Origin of the sequence: Moraxella sp. DOX410 (genome assembly GCF_032248735.1) — a bacterium.
Taxonomy (GTDB): Bacteria; Pseudomonadota; Gammaproteobacteria; order Pseudomonadales; family Moraxellaceae; genus Faucicola; species Faucicola tetraodonis.
Genome location: NZ_CP135138.1, coordinates 1,581,086 through 1,599,988 on the forward strand (window position 1 = coordinate 1,581,086; position 18,903 = coordinate 1,599,988).

An 18,903-nucleotide genomic window follows, 5' to 3' on the forward strand; every position below is an offset into this window, starting at 1 on the left:
TAAATGGCATTCTACATAAATTTTTCAACCAAAGATACGTCAAATTTGGCTTTGGCAATCTTGTTTGCCTGAGCCAAAGCAATATCTGCATCAGTAGGCCCCGCCCATTGACACGCTTGCTGATAAAATAATGATAAGATAGTTTTAAACCCTGCTGTATCCGCATCGGTCAACGACATTGTCAACGCACTTTGTTTGTCCCCACCAAAAAACTGATCAAAAAAGTGAATCATGGTTAAGGTTAAAGCCTGATTGGTTTCTGCCTTGCGAGCTAATAGCCCAAAACCACGGGATTTTGATGAATTATGATGCTGATGAATCGTCTGCTTGACACTGTCTAAAATTTGGCTGCCCAATAATGGTGAAAATTGCGCCATAAAACTATCAATCAGTAACTCAAAGGCGGCCATTTGGTTAGATGTTTGGCTAAATATTGGGCTAGATATTGCGTCAGGTTTTTGGTTAGAGATAGCTACTTGACTGGATGATGGGTAAGTGACTGGGCTATTTTGCCCCAAATTAGGGATATCATGGGTCATCGATTGGGGGTTGGCTGCACCCATTTGGTAATCACTCAGCGCTTTCATCAAACTTCGACGGATATTTGAGCGATATTCTTTGGTTTCGTTGTCTTGCGTAATTTCATGGACAAAACGCTGGATTTGGTAAGGCGTAATATCGGCATAATCTTTATGAAAGATGTCCATGGCTTTACGTATATCAGCATCTTTTAAAAACGGTGTTAACGCAGATTTGATAGTAGCTTCTTTGTTCATGACGGTGCCAAATATTTAAAGTTAATAAAAGTACAATTGACGCAAATGACTGTGGTGGGTCGGGTACCTGTGACGACAGAGCAGACAGGTACCGCAAAAATTTAAAACTAATGCCGCTCAGTTAGCGTTTGCTGACTAAATAAGCTATCTTGGAATTCAGGGTAAGCCCCTTCGGCATGTTCGGTAAAGTCAAGCCCGCGTTGCTCATGCTGTGCAAGTACCCGTAGACCGATGGTTTTTTCTATCACAAAATACACCACCATACCCAGTCCAAACGACCAAACAAACATTGCCCCGATGCCCATCAGCTGTACGATAATACGATGGCTGTCGAATAAATCACCTTCATAAAACAGCCCTGCTGCCAGCGTACCCCACACACCGCCGCCCACATGCACGGCAACGGCATACACCGCATCATCCATTTGAACATTATCCAATAACCGCTTCACTGCCAAATACGCCAAACATGCACCACCACCGGTAACAATCGCATACACAGGTGACATGGTTGCACAGCCTGCGGTAATGGCGACCAACCCTGCAAGGCTGATATTGACCGTATCACTCAATAAAATTGCCTTACGCATCACCCCTGAAATCAGCAGATAAGCCGTCACCGCACTCACCCCTGCTAGGTGGGTATTTAGCATGATTTTGCCCAAATTGCCTGAACTAGTCAGTGTAGAACCTGCGTTAAATCCAAACCACGCCAACCATAGAATAAAGCCGCCCAATGTGACAAGCGTGAGATTATGACCGGCAATCAAACGCGGCGTGCCATCAGGGGCAAAGCGACCAATACGCGGTCCAAGGACGATAATACCCGCCAGCGCTAGCCACCCACCGACAGAGTGCACTACCGAAGAGCCTGCAAAATCAATAAATCCAAGCTGGGCAAGCCAGCCTTGACTGCCATAATAGCCGCCCCATGCCCAACTGGCTACGACGGGATAAATCAATCCGCAAGTCATCAACGTACCAATCAGATACCCTGAAAATTTAATGCGCTCCGCCATCGCACCACTGGCAATGGTGGCGGCGGTGGAAGCAAACATCATCTGAAAAAACAAATGTGCCCATTGCATATTGCTAAGCTGCTCTGGTAAAAACTCGCTTTGACCCACGTAACCTGTCGGGTTGTTGCCTGCCATCAAACCGTAGCCCAAGATATAAAAAATTAACCCGCCAATCGCCATGTCGGTGTAGTTTTTCATCAACACATTCACGGTATTTTTACTACGCACTGAGCCTGCTTCAATGAGCGCAAAGCCCGCCTGCATAAAGAACACCAGCAAACCACCAATAACTACCCACATCACATTTTGGTAGTCATATAGCTGCTCATTGGTGGGCGTCGCAGCGTACACCGAGGAATGTTGATAAAAAACCATCACGGATAATAGCCATTTATAGGCTTTATTAAGCCGTTTACCCGTATGCCGTTGAACCGTATTGTTTAACTTTCTCATGAAGCTTTTACCCTTATGCTCTTATGCCCTCGATAAAAAACTATCGCTCAAGTATTAATCAGTTTTGCCAAGACAAGGAATGCAAATTGTGTACCAAATAAGAAAATGATTAAAAAATAGCGGGTTTTGACAACGCATAAAAAAGCGCTTTAAGCCGTGATGACTTAAAGCGCTAATAGTTGAGGTTAATGGCTATAAGGACTCGTTATCTGAAGTCTTACCTGTTTTATGGATATCTTCAGTGGGATTGCCTTCTGTCACCGTACCATCATTGGTGGGATTATCGTCCTTAGCTTTTGGATTAAAGGCTTTATTACGCGCATCGGCATTTTCAAGCCATAGCGCGTTTAAAATCGCCAATAATACCGCAAACCCCAATCCTAATATCCACGCAAAATACCACATTGTGTTCTCCTATTGAGTTGCCTTGATTTGGGTCAGTAAAGTGAATGCTCTTGCTCTCGAACATAAGCCTTGGTCACTTTACCGCGCATCACGCTATATGCCCAGCTGGTGTAGCCTACAATCATCGGTAATAACACCACCACGACAAACAACATAATCATCAAGGTAAGATGACTCGATACACTGTCCCAAATCGTCAAGCTTGAACGTGGATCGCTAGAGGATGGCATGACAAACGGAAATAATGCCACCCCTGCGGTCATAATCACACTAAGCACAGCAATACTGGAGGCAATAAATGCGGTTAAGGTTTTACGCGCTTTTAACAATATCGCCGTGACAATCGGCATGATGACACCAAGTACAGGGAATGCCCATGCCAGCGGATACTCATGATAATTTGCCATCCATGCGCCCGCTTGACGCGTCACCTCTTTATTAAGCACATTTGGTAAGGCTTGGGGGTCAATGTGGCTGGTGATACGATAGCCGTCAATCGATTGTATCCATACCCCTGCTATCACAAACAGTACTGCCATCACCATACTACTGATAGCAGCGTAGTTAAGGGTACGATTTTGTACCTCATCAAGGGTGCGATGCGCCAAATACGCCCCACCTTGCATAATCAACATAGACGCGCTGATCAAGCCGCACAGTAGGGCAAATGGATTAAGTAATGCCCAAAATGAGCCTGTATAAGTCGATACCAAATGGTTATTAAAACTAAAAGGCACGCCTAAAAACAAGTTGCCAAATGCCACGCCAAACACCACAGCCGGGATAAATGAACCGACAAACAACCCCCAGTCCCACGCTTTGCGCCAGGTTGGATTGTGTATCATACTGCGATATTTAAACCCCACCGGGCGGAAAAATAACGCCCACAATACTGCCATTAACGCCCAATAAAAACCGCTAAAAGCGGTGGCGTACACCATCGGCCATGCCGCAAAAATCGCGCCACCTGCCGTGATAAACCATACTTGGTTACCCTCCCAGTGCGGACCAATGGTATTGATAATCACCCGCCGCTCTTCATCATCTTTGCCGACAAAAGGCAGTAACGAACACACGCCCATATCATGCCCATCCATGATAGCAAACCCAATGAGCAGCGCACCGACTAATAACCACCAAATAATTTTGAGTGTTTCATAATCAAACAACATGATTCACCTCGGCTGTATCATGGGGCAAATTTAATGAAGGACTCACATGAACCTTGTGAGTATCTTCGCCGTAGTATTTGCCTGTACCTAGACTTGCGGGTCCTTTACGGGCATATTTCACCATCAAGTACATTTCAATCATCAGCAGCACCGTATAAAAACCAACAAATCCCGCCAGCGAGGCATACACATTCGCCACGCTAATGTTGGAGACTGAAAAATAGGTCGGTAACATGCCATAAATCGTCCAAGGTTGACGCCCATACTCGGCAACAAACCAACCAAATTCCGCAGCAAGCCAAGGCGCAGGCAGCATTAATAATGCCCAACGTAACAGCCAAGGTTTTTGGATAAAGTTATCTTTGACACTTGACCAAAGACTAATAGTAAACAATGCCAACAATAAAAAACCCAAGCCCACCATGGCACGGAATGACCAAAACATCGGAATAATAGGTGGAATAGTGGCATCGGTGGCCTGTTTAATCATGGCAGGCGTGGCTTTGCTGACATCTGGCGAATAGCGTTTGAGCAATAACCCAAAGCCCAAGTCTTTTTTTACCTTTTCAAATTCTGCCACTGTCACAGGATTTGGGGTTGAACCTGGGGGCGCACTGCGTAATTGATCCAGTAGTACCACCGCTTTTTGACCATTGATGATGCGTTTTTCATTGATGATTTTGATGTCATGGATGCCCAAAATCGGGGTATCTAGCGAGCGCGTCCCAATCAAGCCCATCACATACGGAATTTGCACTGCCCAGTTGTTTTTTTGCTCGGCTTGGTTGATATCGGCAATCAAATTAAAACTGGCAGGCGCAGGCTCGGTTTCCCACATCGCCTCTATCGCTGCCATTTTGGTTTGCTGTGCCAAACCAATGGAATAACCCGACTCATCACCCAGTACGATAGTGCTACAAATCGACGCAAAACCAAATGCCGCCGCGACTTGAAAGCTGCGTTTGGCAAATTCGACATCGCGTTTTTTGAGCAAATACCACGCTGAGATGGCAAGCACAAAGGTCGCCCCCACCGTATACCCGGCAGAGACGGTATGTACGAATTTGTTCTGCGCCTCAGGGTTAAATAATACTGCGGCAAAATCGGTCATTTCCATGCGCATAGTCTGGTAACTAAACTCTGCGCCAACCGGATTTTGCATCCACCCATTGGCAATCAAAATCCACAATGCGGATAGATTGGTACCCAGCGCCATCAACATAGTCACTAGCAAATGCTGTCCGCGTGACAGTCTATCCCAACCAAAGAAAAACAGTCCAACCATGGTCGATTCTAAAAAAAATGCCATCAAGCCTTCAATGGCAAGCGGCGCACCAAAAACATCGCCGACATATTGTGAGTAGTACGCCCAGTTGGTACCAAACTGGAATTCCATGGTGATTCCGGTGGTGACACCCAAGGCAAAGTTGATGCCAAACAGTTTGCCCCAAAAACGCGTCATGTCTTTCCACACTTCTTTGCCTGTCATCACGTACATGGATTCCATGATGACCAGCAGCCACACCATGCCCAGTGTGAGTGGTACAAATAAAAAATGATATAACGCCGTGACTGCAAATTGCAGACGGGAGATATCGACTAGATGTTCTGTTATCATGTTGACTCCTTGGTTTGACAACCAATTCAGATGTCAATTACCCTCATGCGTGGTTAAAAAAGGGTAATGTTTTTATTTACAAACATTATATAAATCTATAAATTATTTGTCATGCGGCATAATGTCGCACCTGACTACAAAATACTATGATGAGTATGGCGTTGCTGCTACCATCTTCTCATACCCTGTCAAAGATGGTGATAGTTGAATGAGTGATAGTTTATGGGTCTGTTGAGGGTAATATTTTAAAGTGGGGTCGTTCATCGCTTTACTTATTTAATTGTCTTTTATATGGCTTTTTATATGCCTTTATCAAGGTTTTATCAACCCTCATTGGTAGGCAGTGTGTTTACACTTTTTTATCTCATTGCCTTGATGAGCATGATTTGTCGTACCTAACCCGTGCTTGATACGCTATGATATGTCCATTGATTTTATCGTTACTGTTAACCAACCATGTCTGAAACTTCTGCTGTCAACCAAACCCTTCGTCACTATGCCGCTATGGCAAAGCGACCGATTTATATGGCATGGGGACTGTCAGTTGTGTCCACGCTAGTATTGATCGTGCAGTCTTGGCTGATTGCGGTCATCTTTGCAGATTGGTTAACACAAATCGCCCATCACCGCCCTGCCACTGACGTATTTTTTGATTATCTGCCGTGGCTGATGGGGTGTCTGTTGCTACGTCCTTTACTGCATTTTTGCAAAGACCAGCTGGCGTTAGACGCGGGGCTACAAGTAGCCGGCATCCTACGAAAAACGCTAGTTGAAAAACTGGCACAAGTAGGTGCAGCGCGGGACCAGTATGGCAGTGATGGCGGGCTTGCCAGTATGGTGATTGAGCAATGTGACGCCTTAACGGGCTATGTCAGCCGTTTTTATTTGCAGCGACTGATTGTGGTGACCACGCCTATCATGCTATTAGTTGCGGCAGCGACCCAAAGCTGGATGGCGACGCTGATTTTACTGCTGACAGCACCGCTAGTCCCTGTATTTATGGTATTAATTGGTCATGCCACCGCCCGTAAAAGTCGGCAACAATTTGCCGCGATGGCACAGCTGAGCGGGCGATTTTTGGATTGGTTACGTGGCACAGCCACACTGCAACGGCTGGATGCTGTCGGGCACGCGAGTCAAGATATAGACGCCTCAGCCGAAGCCTACCGTATGCGCACCATGTCGGTACTCAAAATTGCGTTTTTAAACACCGCAGCGCTAGAACTGTTAGCCGCGCTGTCGATTGCGCTACTTGCCGTGTATTTGGGTTTTGGTTTAATCGGTATTTTACCTTGGCAAAAAAACACGGTGCCTGTGCCTTACCAGTCGGCGCTATTTTTACTGCTGTTGGCACCTGAATTTTATGCCCCGCTACGTCAGTTGGGCGCGGATTATCATGTCAAAGCGCAAGCGGAAGGCGCGATTGCCGAATTATCACCCTTGTTAGCTTTTCAGTCAGCGGAAAACACAAAAGCTAACCCCTCTATCTTAACTGCGCCCCCTGCCATTGACGCGGATAATATTTGGGTCAATCATCAGCAACGCACACGGCTCGCGCCGTTAAGTTTTGCTATTGCCGCAGGGGAACGGTTGGCGATTGTCGGTCAAAGTGGCAGCGGCAAATCCACCCTATTGCAAATTTTTTTGGGTTTTTGTGCCTATCAAGGCGATATCTTTATTAATAACCAAAATTTTAACACCATCAATTCCACGCAATTTCGCCACCAAATCGCCTATTTGTCACAGCAAACCATGCTACTGCCGATGAGTATCGCCGATAATTTGCGCCTGCCAAACCCAACCGCCAGTGATGACAAACTATGGCAAATTCTTGCGCAAGTGGGGTTAAAACCTTTGATAAAAGCACTGCCAAATCAGCTAGATACTCAGTTAGGTGAACGTGGTAGCGGCTTGTCCGGTGGACAGCAGCGACGATTGGCAATAGCCCAGTTACTCTTGCAAGACGCACAGCTTTGGCTACTCGATGAACCCACTGAGCATTTAGATAGTGACACCGCAGCCGAGATTAATGCGCTATTACAACAAGTGACGAGGGGGAAAACCGTGTTATGGGTGACGCACGATGCCACAAAACTGCCTTGGCTGGATCGGCAAATAAGCCTTGATATTGCATCTACTTTGGCGAAGGCGTAACGGTATGACAGACTCTACTAGTGAAAAAAATAGCGAAAATAAACTTGCTAGTGAAAATAGGCTTATTAATCAAAATAGCCGTGTCAACACTCACCGGCAAAAAAAATCAAACAGTCATCAAACCTTTCGTTTAACCCAGCTGTTTAGCACGCAGCTAGATAAATGGCTCATTGCTGCCTGTTTAGCCATGATGACTGCGTTATCCGTGATTGGCCTATTGATGACGTCAGGGTGGTTTATTTCTGCGGCAGCAATGACAGGGATGGTGGCGCTGGGCTCACACAGTTTTAATTATCTGGTACCGGCAGCGATTATCCGTGTGATGGCGATGGTACGTACCGCAGGACGCTATGGTGAAATGATGGTGTCCCACCATGCGGTGTTTGGTTTGTTGCAGCGGCTGCGAGTGCGTTTTTTTAACCAGTTTTCACGCCTGCCACTGGCAAATTTATCAATTACCTTACAATCTACCCATGCCATGCACCGTTTAACCCATGATATTGAGGTACTCAATGAGTTGCCACTGCGCGTGGTATCGCCTTGGCTAGTCGCGACAACCGCGAGCTTGCTAGTAGCCACCTTACTTTATCAGTATGAGGTTAGCCCCGTCTTGATTGCCATATTTTTAATCGCCGGTTTGATGTTGCCTACCATGCTGACATGGCGCAGTATCAAGCATGCCCGCGTTCATCAAGCATTGGCAGAGTCCAGACGCGTCAGTTTGCTCAATCCGCTATCGGCACTTACCCATTTATTGATTTGGCAGCGCTGGCAATCCGAATTGACTGCTTTTAACACCCTCGACACTCAGCATACGCATCAGCAAAAGCGCATCCAGCGCGCCCAGTCATTGGTCATGCTGATCATGCAATGGCTGATTGCCGCGGTTTTGGTCGGCTTGTTAGTGGGTTTTTACCACACGCCCCTTATCATCAGTGTGCCGATGTTGCTTGCGCTATTCCTCGGTATCATGGGCATGACTGACTTGCTAGCGCCGTTAGTCACCCACTCGCTAGCCCTTGGCAATAGTTTGGCAGCAAAACATCAACTCAATGAATTACTCAATCCTTTGCTACAACCTAGCCATCATTTAACGCCTGATTTAACCAATCACTTAAACCATGATTTAGCCCCTTTACCCATCGATGTTGCGCGCCTAAGTGCACCACTCACACTCACCATCCATCAGCTAGCTGGCAAAATGCCGGAGGCGATTGTCGGTTTTAAAGCTCTCAGCTTGACTGCCACCCAAGGCACCCCTGTATTGATTACTGGGCGCTCGGGCGCGGGCAAATCAACACTGTTACAAGTGTTGGCTCATGAACTAGCACCACAACAAGGCAGCATCAAGCTCAATGGGATGGACTGGCTAGCCTTACAAAATACGCCCGCGCTCACAGGTTATCTGGGGCAACAGATTGATATTTTTGACCAGACCTTGGCGACAAATCTAAGATTGGGCAACGCCGATGCCAGTGATGAACAGCTTTGGCAAGTGCTGGGTAAGGTTGGACTCAAAGACTGGGCGCGCAATCAGCCGCTACAATTACAGACCCCGCTAGGGGAATATGGGCAAGCTATTTCCGGTGGACAAGCCAGACGCATTGCCTTGGCACGGCTATTACTTAGCCCAAAAAAAATCTTGCTGCTAGATGAGCCGTTTGCGGGACTTGATAAAAAAAGCCGTGAAGCACTGTGGCAAATGCTGGTACAGCATCAGCAGCAAGGCATTTTAATCATTGTCACCCACCATCTTTGGCAAACTGAGTGTCCAATTAATATCGTGCAATTACCTGAGCCTGGTGTTTTTATTTAACCTGTCAGGGGTCAGGTTTGATTTGACAGACAAAAAAATTGATAAAAACATTTTTGAACGTTGCTGTGGGCGTTTTGCAAAGCAAATTGTTTAATCCGATTGCCATAACCTACCTAGCCTGATTCTGCGTTATCGCTAAGTTTCTGCTGTCTTAATTTCTGTATGATAGTACTATCCAATCAAGGGTTATCAACAACTATATTAACAACCGCAGGAAAACCTATGAACTTAGCAAAATTTAACCCCTCATTTTTAGCCACTGGACTTAGTGTAGCTCTGCTTAGCATCGTTACAGGTGCGACAGTCACCGCCTGTGCGAGCACCTCAGCGGCACCACAAGCGCAAAAAATGCAAAAGCGCCATCCAGCCAATGCCAAGAACTTTGAGCAACGCTTACAAGCCATGCAAGCCAACGCCCGAGCAGCCGCCAATGCGAGCATCAGTGCCTCTCAAGCGGTCGCCTTGGTACAAAAACAAACCGCGAACACACGCATTGTTGGTGTACATTATTATGACAGTAGCAACCGACCCAACCCAAACCCTGCCCGTATCGCCAACAACGCCAATAACAACATCGTCGGCTACCGGGTCATGACCCTTAATGCGAATGGTCAGCCACAGCTATATATCGTCAATGCCTCTAATGGTCAAGTGAGCCAAGCAACTATGCCATCATGGCCATCACGGCCATCACGCCCAGCGCGTCCGCCACAACCTAATACCCCCAATAACATGGGCAACCCCAACAATCAACCGCCTGCGCCGCCTGCCATCAATATCAGCCTAGAACGCGCCATGCAATTGGCAGCGAACCAAGTCGGTGGTGAAGCCATTGGCGCCCATTTAGGTGGGAATAAAATGGGTGGTCATGGTCCTCGTGACGGTCAACGCCGCCCTAACAGAGACCCACAAATGGACAATACAGGCATGCCGCCTGCACCAAACCCTGCCCAGAATCAATCACCAAGAACCCCAAGCTATCAGATTGAAGTGGTAAAAGGTAAAGAAGTCTACCATGTTAAAGTTGATGCCCAAACAGGTGCCGTGAGCGATGTCAAATCATTGAACGACTTCAAACGTCGTGCGCCCACTCAGCCATAATTGAGCGACAAATGGCAACCTTGCCTATGAGCAACACCGTCATTCTTAGAATGGCGGTTTTTTGTGTTATAGTCTATTTATTGAACAGTATTCGTGTATAAAGGTAACCCAATGAGAGTATTACTCGTCGAAGATGACGTATTCATTGCCGACAGTCTGATTGATAGTCTAGAAGAAGAAGCCTATGCAGTAGACTGGGCAAAAGATGGGCGAGAAGCGATTTTGACCCTCAAAGTCGAATCGTATGATGTGATTTTGCTAGATTTGGGCTTGCCAGAAATTGACGGCATGAGCGTGTTAGAGACGCTTCGCAGTGCCAAAATCGATACGCCTGTACTGGTGCTGACCGCCCGAGACCAAATCAAAGACCGCGTGAAAGGACTGAGAGCAATGCCATTGAATTTTTAATCTATGGACTGCGCAAAAAAATTGGTCAAAAACGGATTAAAAACATCCGTGGTTTGGGCTGGTATATCAGCGCCGAATCCCAAGACTAACAAAAAGCGATAGAAAAAAGGCTCAAAAATATCCAGACAATGACCGCCAAGTACCCGCGAAAATGACCATGGCTAACCCTACAAAAACCGCCCTACCCTTGCAAAAATCGTTGCAAAAATCACTACAAAAACAATTGCTGGTTTGGATACTTGGCACGTTACTATCGATTGGCATTTTGGTACAGATTGCGGTATTTTGCTATACCTATCAAGAGTTTAACACCTCACAAGAAACCAATCTTAGCTATCTTGCTGAGCTGGTCGGCTCTCGCTCAACGGTGCGACCACCCCCGCATGAACTAATTCCCAATAGGCGAAACCTAGACAATAATCTTTTACCGCATGACTTACCACCGCCTAGACCACCTATACCCGCTATGATAGCTTCTGCCCCTAGCAGTAGCACGCCGACCACTGTTTTCTCACCCAATGATGAAGGCAACGTCCTACAGTATCAAGGCGTTAAAGACGGTGTGCAAGTGGATATCTTCCCTGCCCGTTTTGGCAAAATTGACACCAATTTTATTACGCCTATGGCTCATCCGCAATTAATTAACACCCCTATCGGTTTTAGTGAATTAACCCTCGATGGTGAAATTTGGAAAGTCTTTCGTAAAGACACCCCAAGGCGGGTAATTTTTGTGCGTCAACCTGTTGAATGGCAGAAAAAAATTGCCCTAAAATCGGCTTGGCAATCCATTATTCCAATTTTACTAACGACCCTGTTGCTGCTTGCACTATTGCCTTGGGTATTAAAGCGCGTATTGCGTCCGATTCAGATATTAGCTCGGCAAATGGCAAAACGTCATGGTCAAGACCTCAGCTTGATCGAGCTGCCCACTGACAGCCAACATCGCTCAATTCTGCCCAGCGAGCTCGTGCCTTTGGTCATTGAAATCAATGCGTTGTTACAACGGGTTGACACGCATATCCAAAACCAAAATCGCTTTATCGCCGATGCGGCGCATGAGCTACGCTCGCCATTGACCGCAATTTCGCTACAGGTACAACAACTGCAAAAATACAGTCAAGACGCGGCGATGTATAGCGACCCTGCAAGGCAAGCCAAATTCAAACAAAACATTCATAAGCTCGCTGTCAGAGTGAAGCACAATCAACATTTGGTGGAACAGCTACTCACCCTTGCCCGTATGGACGCCCAGCAATCACAGCTGACCGAGCGCACCCGCACGCCCACCAATTTAATTGCCGTGCTACGAGAAGCCATCAAACTGCTATTTCCGATTGCCGATAGTAAAGACCAAACCCTGTCAGTTGACAACCATCTAACCGCGCTGGGTGCGTCCGCGACGCAGGTCAGTGTAGATGAAACCGCCTTGTTTATCCTGCTCAAAAACCTACTGCAAAATGCCATTTTATACACCCAAGCCACAGGCAATATCGCTGTTGTCATTGACCAAATGACTATCGAAGATTTAACGCAGACGTCAAGCAGCACCGATTCCACTTATGCCACCCAAGACACCTATGCCACCCATGCCAACTTCGCTAACCCATTGACCCCGACCCCTGTGTTGGTGAACAACGCTAGCAACAAACCCAATCACCGCGCAAAACGACTCATCGTCCAAGTTGCCGATACGGGCATTGGCATTGATGCAGCCCATTATCAAGACGTCTTTCAACCCTTTTACCGCGTCAATCAAAATGCGTCGAGCGCATCCCTAGCACACGGACAAGGACAAACAAGCAGTACACAAACCCATAGCGATACTGCCAAAAAATCTTTTTCCACCAAAGACACAAGTACCCATTCAGGTTTCACGGTGATTGGCGGTACCGGCTTGGGTTTATCAATTGTTTATCAAATTTGTCAACAAGCCCATATCGATATTTATTTGAGTCCTACGCAAGTGGTTGAGAATAACGCCCAAACCACTGCCACCACCCAAGGCTTAACGGTAACCTTGGTGTTTCAGCCTGCCTCAAAAACAACGTAATTTTATCAAATCATCGCTGCTTTTTTTAAATCATTGCTCAATCTAGTTTTCTCAAACGTATAATTGCGGTATAAAGTACAACAACTATGCTTGGGTAAAACGGAAGTCAACTTTAAGATGTTTGATTTTATATCGAAAAAAAATAAAAAAAATGCGCTAGACTCAATGCATGACAAGCCATCGGGTGTGTTTAATAAACTGGTATTTTATAGCGGTTTATTCGCTGTATTGCTTGCGATTATTGAGACAGGGTTTGTTTTTAAAGTTTGGTTGCATGGCGTGGCTTCGACGCTTTATTTGCTAGTACTTGGGCTTAATTTTATTGAGTTATTGAGTCAATATGTGCAAAAAGGTATACGCTCAAAGCTTGTGCTCACGTTTGATTTGTCCATTGCTTTATTAGTCATTGCGTTATTGGTGACACATTTTTTTGCTGATAACAGTTCTTTTTTATACAAATTCTTGTTTGAAAAATCGCTGATAAAAATTGCGTTGTTGGTTTCTTTTATTCGTCAGTTATTGGTGATGGAGTTTAGCTTTAAGATAGTCGTTGCCCATCCTGCCCAGTTGTTTATTTTAAGTTTTTTATTGCTTATTTTGCTCGGCACGTTTTTGCTGATGATGCCAAATGCCACGTATGGTCATATTGCGTTTGTTGATGCTTTATTTACTGCCACGAGTGCAGTGTGTATTACGGGTCTCGCGGTAAAAGATACCGGCGCTTTTTTTACCCCATTGGGTCAAATCATTATCATGTGTTTGTTTCAATTGGGCGGCTTAGGGATTTTGACTTTTGCCACTTATTTTAGTTATTTTTTTCGGGGACGCATCAGTTATCAGACACAGCTACAGATTGGGCATGTGACCTCAGCCAATCGTATGAGTGATGTACTAAAGACGCTCAAAGTAATTTTTGCGGTCACCTTTGCGGTGGAGTCCGTGGCAGCCATGGCGATTTATCTCAGTATGCTTGATGTCCCTATGAGTATCCATCGCCGCATCTTTTTTTCGGTTTTTCATGCCATCTCTGCATTTTGTAATGCAGGTTTTTCAACGATGAGTGATAGCTTATATGAGTTACAACTGCGCTTTAATTATCCGTTACAAATGGTTGTGGCGGTGACGTTTTTGTTTGGGGGGTTGGGGTTTGCGATAGTTGCCAATGTCGTGGAATATTTGCGCCATCAGGTGATGCGCCTGTTGTTTCCTAACCGCTCACGATATGGCGCCAAGCCGTGGTTACTGAGTATCAATAGTCGCATTAGTCTAGTGACGACCCTGTCCTTGCTAGTGCTTGCCTTTGTCAGTGTGCTTGCCTTTGAGTGGCAAGGCACCTTAACTGAGCATACCAGTGTCATAGGCAAACTTGTGACAGGGTTTTTTGTGGCAGCTGCACCGCGCTCATCAGGAATCAACGTGGTAGACATGGCACAGCTAGCGCCGCCGACCGTGATGCTTACCATTGCACTGATGTGGGTTGGGGCATCCCCAAACTCTACAGGCGGTGGTATCAAAACCACGACTTTTGCGGTCGCTGTGCTCAATATTGTGTCACTGGCACGCGGCTATTCTCGTATCGAAATATTCCGTCGTGAAATTGCGGATATCTCAGTGAAGCGGGCATTTGCGATTATATGTTTATCAGTAATTATCATTGCGTTTGGTTGTACGTTAATACGCTGGGCAGAGCCCAATATGAGTATGACAGAAGTGTTATTTGAAAGTGTTTCTGCTTACACCACCACAGGGTTAAGCTTAGGTATCACCCCGCATTTAAGTGCGTTTAGCAAATCCGTCCTGATTGGGCTGATGTTTTGTGGACGGGTTGGGGCATTGACCATCTTAATTGCCTTGTTAAATCGCCCAAGGCATCAAAGCTATCGCTATCCCAGCGAAGAGATTATTATCACCTAAAGATAAATTGATAAGGGTTAGATATGAAATACATCATCGTCGGTCTAGGCAATTTTGGCTCATCACTCGCCACCAAACTCACCAGTCAAGGACATGAGGTCATTGGTATTGATATCGATATGGATAAAGTTGAGCGCTACAAAGAATCCATTTCGCACACGATTTGTATCGATTCTACCAGCGAAAACGCCGTCTCGGGCTTACCCATCGCCCAGACAGATGTGGTGCTCATTACCATTGGCGAAGACCAAGGGCAAAACGTGATGGTCACTGCCCTATTCAAAAATCTTAATGCCAAATATATCATTAGCCGAGCCATTAACCCACTGCATGAAAAAGTGCTACAAGCATTGGGGGTTGATGATATCATCCAACCTGAAAACGAGGCGGCAACGCACTGGGCAAAAAAGCTCTCGCTAAATGGCTTAATTGATTCGTTTGAACTCGATAACGATTATAGCATCGTTCAAATACAGACACCGCCTACATTTTACGGTAAAACAGTTCACGCGCTTGATTTAATCAATCAGTTTAATGTGATGCTGTTAACCACCATTTCATTTCACCAAAACCAATTTGGTTTTGGTCGAAATCAAACGCAATCCAAAATCGATGGCATTGTGCATCCAGATTTTGTCATTGAGCCTAATACAGTTTTAGTATTATTTGGGGAAACCAATGACTTAAGACGGCTGTTCAAGTATATGCACGCCTCCCAGAATAGTTGACAATACTCCATCAAAGCATCTAGTCGTTGTGGCTAATTTTTTGATTTTCGCTAGGCTTCTTGTGTTTGAACAACGGCTTGCGACCTTGTAGGTCGTGAGCCAAAATTTTTGGTCACAAAATGGTCACGTTTTGGTCACAAGCCTTTGGTCACGTTAGTTTTACTTAAATATTAAAAATAGATATCTTTTCAACTTAACAATAAAAATCAATTTTCCTAATCACATCAAGAGAAAAATATATAAAACAATATATTTTTTAAAATCAATAACTTGGTATAAAATCTAAGCCAAAAAAAACCTCAAATCAGGGGAGATTTGAGGCATAAAACTTTAAAAATTTCGTTTTTAGTTCCACTAAAATAAGTGGCGCAGCGGACGGGACTCGAACCCGCGACCCCCGGCGTGACAGGCCGGTATTCTAACCAACTGAACTACCACTGCACGGTAGCTGATAGCGATGATATAGGTTGGTGGGTCGTGACGGATTCGAACCGCCGACATTCTGCGTGTAAGGCAGACGCTCTACCAACTGAGCTAACGACCCTGATAGGCAATCTATAAGCCAATCAAGTTGCTTCAATATCATCGAAGTGACGCGTATTATATAGACTTGTCATGGATTGTCAACTAGTTATTTAAAGATTTTTTCGATATCTTTTTGCAAGCTTGGCATCGCTTTTTCAAATTGGCTTGTGTCACCTATCAGGGTCGGCATCATCACCTGCACAAACTCACTGGAAACTTGCGATTGTTTGCTCAAGATACGTTGTCCCATTGGGGTCTCATAAAATTGGTTGAGGGCATCGACTTCAGCTTGGGTATAGGTTTTTTTGGCAATTGCTTGATAAGCTTGTTGCAGTTGCTGTTTAGAGATAGGTTGGTCTAATTGCTGTCCCAAGACGGTGCTATATTTAACAAAGATATTTTTAAGTTGTTTTTGCGCATGACGGCTAAAAATGCCCGCGTTTTCATCCATAGGCAATTCTTGGGGTAGCCCTTTCATCATATTGGCCGCTTGCTGGCGTTGGGCAATCATTTCATCAATCATTTTATCGATATGTAGCACCTTGATAAGCTTGTCAAGCGATGCATCCGTGGGCTGGGTTTGCAATTCATTGAGAGTCGCAATTGAAGGTTGGGCATTGACTGCATTGACTGGGTTGTTTTGAATGATTAATTCGGCGTAAGCAGGATGAACCAACGTCGTAATACCAGTCGATGTCAACAAGGCTAGCAAGGCTAATTTTTTAGCATTTAATGAGCCTGATAGAATTAACGGTGTGTTGGTTTTTTTAGCGGGATATTTATGACGCATTTTTCTGTCTACTCGATATCACATTGGGGAATGTTGTTACTTTGAAAACGCAATGCTTTACGCATCTGTGCGGCTTTTTGGCGGCATTCTTGCGGGCTATCTTTGATTTCAAGGGGTGGTACACGGGTGGGCTTGCCATATTTATCCACCGCTACCATGGTAAAGTAACAACTGTTGGTATGGCGTATCGTACGGTTTTGGATATTTTCTGCTTGCACTCGAATACCCACTTCCATCGAAGTTTTGCCCACATAATTGACGCTTGCCAAAAAGGTGACTAACTCCCCTACATGAATCGGCTCACGAAAAATCACTTGATCCACCGATAGCGTCACCACGTAGCTACCGCTATAGCGACTGGCACAAGCATAAGCCACTTGGTCAAGCATTTTTAATAAATCACCGCCATGCACATTGCCGGTGAAATTTGCCAAATCAGGCGTCATCAGCACAGACATGGTAAGTTCGTTTTGTAAAGGGGCAACTTGCAAATTTTGATTTGATTCAATGGCGTTGGGCACAATGACGATCCTTCTTAATTTATATAACAACTATCATAAAAAATTATCAACCTCGGCAGCCTAGCTGTGAATCAACATAGCGAGCGGTGAGAACGTAGCTAGGAAGCAACGTAGCTGGGAGGCAACTTGGCCAATACAGCGATGCATTAACCGCTAAAGTAGCAAATTCGCCTTATCATCACAATAGCCAATCAGTAACTGACTGCTTACTAGCCACTATCTGGTCAAAAATAAAAATTTCCAAAGATTTTTTGATATAGGGCTTGACAGTCACGGTTAATTTGCTAAAATACGCACCACTTAAACGCTGCGATGATTTTTGCAGGTTTAACAAAAAATTCTACCGCTTATTCTCCAATAGCTCAGTCGGTAGAGCAATGGACTGTTAATCCATGTGTCCCTGGTTCGAGCCCAGGTTGGAGAGCCATATTAAGAAGACCTTTAACATCGCTTGTTAAAGGTCTTTTTTTTATGTAGAATTTTTCTCTATCGTTATTGCTATGAATTATTTTGATTGCTATTATTCATTTTGCATCATGAATTTTTTGCTAAAAATGCTTGACTCATTTTTTAAATCTCAGTAATATACGCACCACTTGATTATCTGTTCTCCAATAGCTCAGTCGGTAGAGCAATGGACTGTTAATCCATGTGTCCCTGGTTCGAGCCCAGGTTGGAGAGCCAATCAAGCCAGATTCTGTTGTATATTTTGAACCCGTTCCCTTGTGAATGGGTTTTTTTATGAGCAAAGTTTAGCAATTTGCTGTTTACTACGCCTTTGTTTGATACCCTATTATCTCACTTGCTAAAGTACTACTAGTACTACTATAAGATACTATTGATAAGATACTACTTATGACACTGTCGTTTTCCCCTACCCAATCTCAATTTTTAGCCCTGCAACAAGCGATTAATAAAGACCGCATCACCCAGCTAGTAAGCGATCAGCAGCAAGGTAAACTGTCGCCAGATGATAAATCTTACTATGAAAACTTAATCACCCAATTTATTGAGCTTATCAAGCTGCCTGATAGCGCGCATTTAGCCATGCAGCTTTTACCAGAATTCAAAATCACCGTGCCAGCCTTGCTTGATGGCATGGCTTATCGCGCAGTGTCCGATAAAAGCCCGAAAGCGTGTGTGTTTGCGGCATATATGATTGACCAATCGCTGTTGCAGCGCGATATGACGCCCCTGTTTAATGTGATTATTGAACTCGGTACGCCTGAGCTGTGGGTTGAATTGGTAAAAAAAGTGAATAATGCCCCTGCCGATCGCATCGTTGAGAAGGTTTATCAATGTGATAAATCGGTACAGGCCTATTGGGAACAACAAATTTTGTAAAGAAATTTCGCCTGATTGTCGCGTGCAGCGTTAAGCTAATGCAACATTTGGCTAAGATTTTTGTAGGAATTTTACGTTTGCCTTGCTTGTTTCTCGCCAATGAAATAAT

General features: G+C 45.1%; 15 protein-coding genes and 4 tRNA genes. 10 read left to right on the forward strand and 9 right to left on the reverse strand.

What is annotated here, in order from left to right:
* Positions 1-11: 11 nt before the first annotated feature.
* From RNZ41_RS06990 to RNZ41_RS07010, 5 genes are all read right to left on the reverse strand, one after another.
* Positions 12-776: a hypothetical protein gene (locus tag RNZ41_RS06990; RefSeq protein WP_314026934.1), complete on the reverse strand. Its 765-nt coding sequence runs from the start codon at positions 774-776 to the stop codon at positions 12-14.
* 107 nt (positions 777-883) lie between these two features.
* Positions 884-2,170 (reverse strand): ammonium transporter, encoded by a 1,287-nt coding sequence (locus tag RNZ41_RS06995; RefSeq protein WP_409950730.1) that lies wholly within the window; start codon positions 2,168-2,170, stop codon positions 884-886.
* Positions 2,171-2,440: 270 nt separating this feature from the next.
* On the reverse strand, positions 2,441-2,653 hold the full coding sequence (gene cydX / locus RNZ41_RS11805; protein ID WP_007116301.1) for a cytochrome bd-I oxidase subunit CydX: 213 nt from the start codon (positions 2,651-2,653) through the stop codon (positions 2,441-2,443).
* Between the two features lie 32 nt (positions 2,654-2,685).
* On the reverse strand, positions 2,686-3,822 hold the full coding sequence (gene cydB, locus RNZ41_RS07005) for a cytochrome d ubiquinol oxidase subunit II (RefSeq protein ID WP_203172548.1): 1,137 nt from the start codon (positions 3,820-3,822) through the stop codon (positions 2,686-2,688).
* Positions 3,815-5,443 (reverse strand): cytochrome ubiquinol oxidase subunit I, encoded by a 1,629-nt coding sequence (locus RNZ41_RS07010; RefSeq protein WP_314026936.1) that lies wholly within the window; start codon positions 5,441-5,443, stop codon positions 3,815-3,817. The genes cydB and RNZ41_RS07010 overlap by 8 nt, the downstream gene beginning before the upstream one ends.
* Positions 5,444-5,899: 456 nt before the next feature.
* Here RNZ41_RS07010 and cydD point away from each other — a divergent pair, with 456 nt between their 5' ends.
* From cydD to RNZ41_RS07045, 7 genes are all read left to right on the forward strand, one after another.
* Complete coding sequence (gene cydD / locus RNZ41_RS07015) at positions 5,900-7,597, forward strand: thiol reductant ABC exporter subunit CydD (protein WP_314026937.1); 1,698 nt, start codon at positions 5,900-5,902, stop codon at positions 7,595-7,597.
* A 4-nt stretch (positions 7,598-7,601) separates the two neighbouring features.
* Complete coding sequence (locus RNZ41_RS07020; RefSeq protein ID WP_314026938.1) at positions 7,602-9,413, forward strand: amino acid ABC transporter ATP-binding/permease protein; 1,812 nt, start codon at positions 7,602-7,604, stop codon at positions 9,411-9,413.
* Between the two features lie 222 nt (positions 9,414-9,635).
* Positions 9,636-10,514: a PepSY domain-containing protein gene (locus tag RNZ41_RS07025; protein ID WP_314026939.1), complete on the forward strand. Its 879-nt coding sequence runs from the start codon at positions 9,636-9,638 to the stop codon at positions 10,512-10,514.
* Positions 10,515-10,625: 111 nt separating this feature from the next.
* Entirely contained in the window at positions 10,626-10,922 is a 297-nt protein-coding gene (locus RNZ41_RS07030; protein ID WP_409950572.1) for a response regulator, read from the forward strand.
* Positions 10,923-11,079: 157 nt separating this feature from the next.
* Positions 11,080-12,972, forward strand: coding sequence for a sensor histidine kinase (locus RNZ41_RS07035; protein WP_314026940.1), 1,893 nt, complete (start codon positions 11,080-11,082; stop codon positions 12,970-12,972).
* Between the two features lie 165 nt (positions 12,973-13,137).
* Positions 13,138-14,886 (forward strand): TrkH family potassium uptake protein, encoded by a 1,749-nt coding sequence (locus RNZ41_RS07040; RefSeq protein WP_076774644.1) that lies wholly within the window; start codon positions 13,138-13,140, stop codon positions 14,884-14,886.
* A gap of 23 nt (positions 14,887-14,909) precedes the next feature.
* A complete protein-coding gene (locus tag RNZ41_RS07045) occupies positions 14,910-15,614 on the forward strand; it encodes a potassium channel family protein (RefSeq protein ID WP_065252425.1) in 705 nt (234 codons plus the stop codon).
* A 364-nt stretch (positions 15,615-15,978) separates the two neighbouring features.
* Here RNZ41_RS07045 and RNZ41_RS07050 read toward each other — a convergent pair.
* The 4 genes from RNZ41_RS07050 to RNZ41_RS07065 all read right to left on the reverse strand — a co-directional run bounded on the left by RNZ41_RS07050 (position 15,979) and on the right by RNZ41_RS07065 (position 17,387).
* Positions 15,979-16,055 (reverse strand) — tRNA-Asp (locus tag RNZ41_RS07050).
* 27 nt (positions 16,056-16,082) lie between these two features.
* A tRNA-Val gene (locus RNZ41_RS07055) sits at positions 16,083-16,158 on the reverse strand.
* A gap of 87 nt (positions 16,159-16,245) precedes the next feature.
* Positions 16,246-16,929: a DUF2059 domain-containing protein gene (locus RNZ41_RS07060; RefSeq protein ID WP_314026941.1), complete on the reverse strand. Its 684-nt coding sequence runs from the start codon at positions 16,927-16,929 to the stop codon at positions 16,246-16,248.
* Positions 16,930-16,937: 8 nt separating this feature from the next.
* Complete coding sequence (locus RNZ41_RS07065) at positions 16,938-17,387, reverse strand: acyl-CoA thioesterase (protein WP_050772869.1); 450 nt, start codon at positions 17,385-17,387, stop codon at positions 16,938-16,940.
* A 414-nt stretch (positions 17,388-17,801) separates the two neighbouring features.
* Here RNZ41_RS07065 and RNZ41_RS07070 point away from each other — a divergent pair.
* The 3 genes from RNZ41_RS07070 to RNZ41_RS07080 all read left to right on the forward strand — a co-directional run bounded on the left by RNZ41_RS07070 (position 17,802) and on the right by RNZ41_RS07080 (position 18,794).
* A tRNA-Asn gene (locus RNZ41_RS07070) sits at positions 17,802-17,877 on the forward strand.
* Between the two features lie 181 nt (positions 17,878-18,058).
* A tRNA-Asn gene (locus RNZ41_RS07075) sits at positions 18,059-18,134 on the forward strand.
* A gap of 171 nt (positions 18,135-18,305) precedes the next feature.
* Positions 18,306-18,794 carry a hypothetical protein gene (locus RNZ41_RS07080; RefSeq protein ID WP_309596726.1) on the forward strand — a complete coding sequence of 163 codons (489 nt, stop codon included), beginning with the start codon at positions 18,306-18,308 and terminating at the stop codon, positions 18,792-18,794.
* The last annotated feature ends 109 nt before the right edge of the window (positions 18,795-18,903 follow it).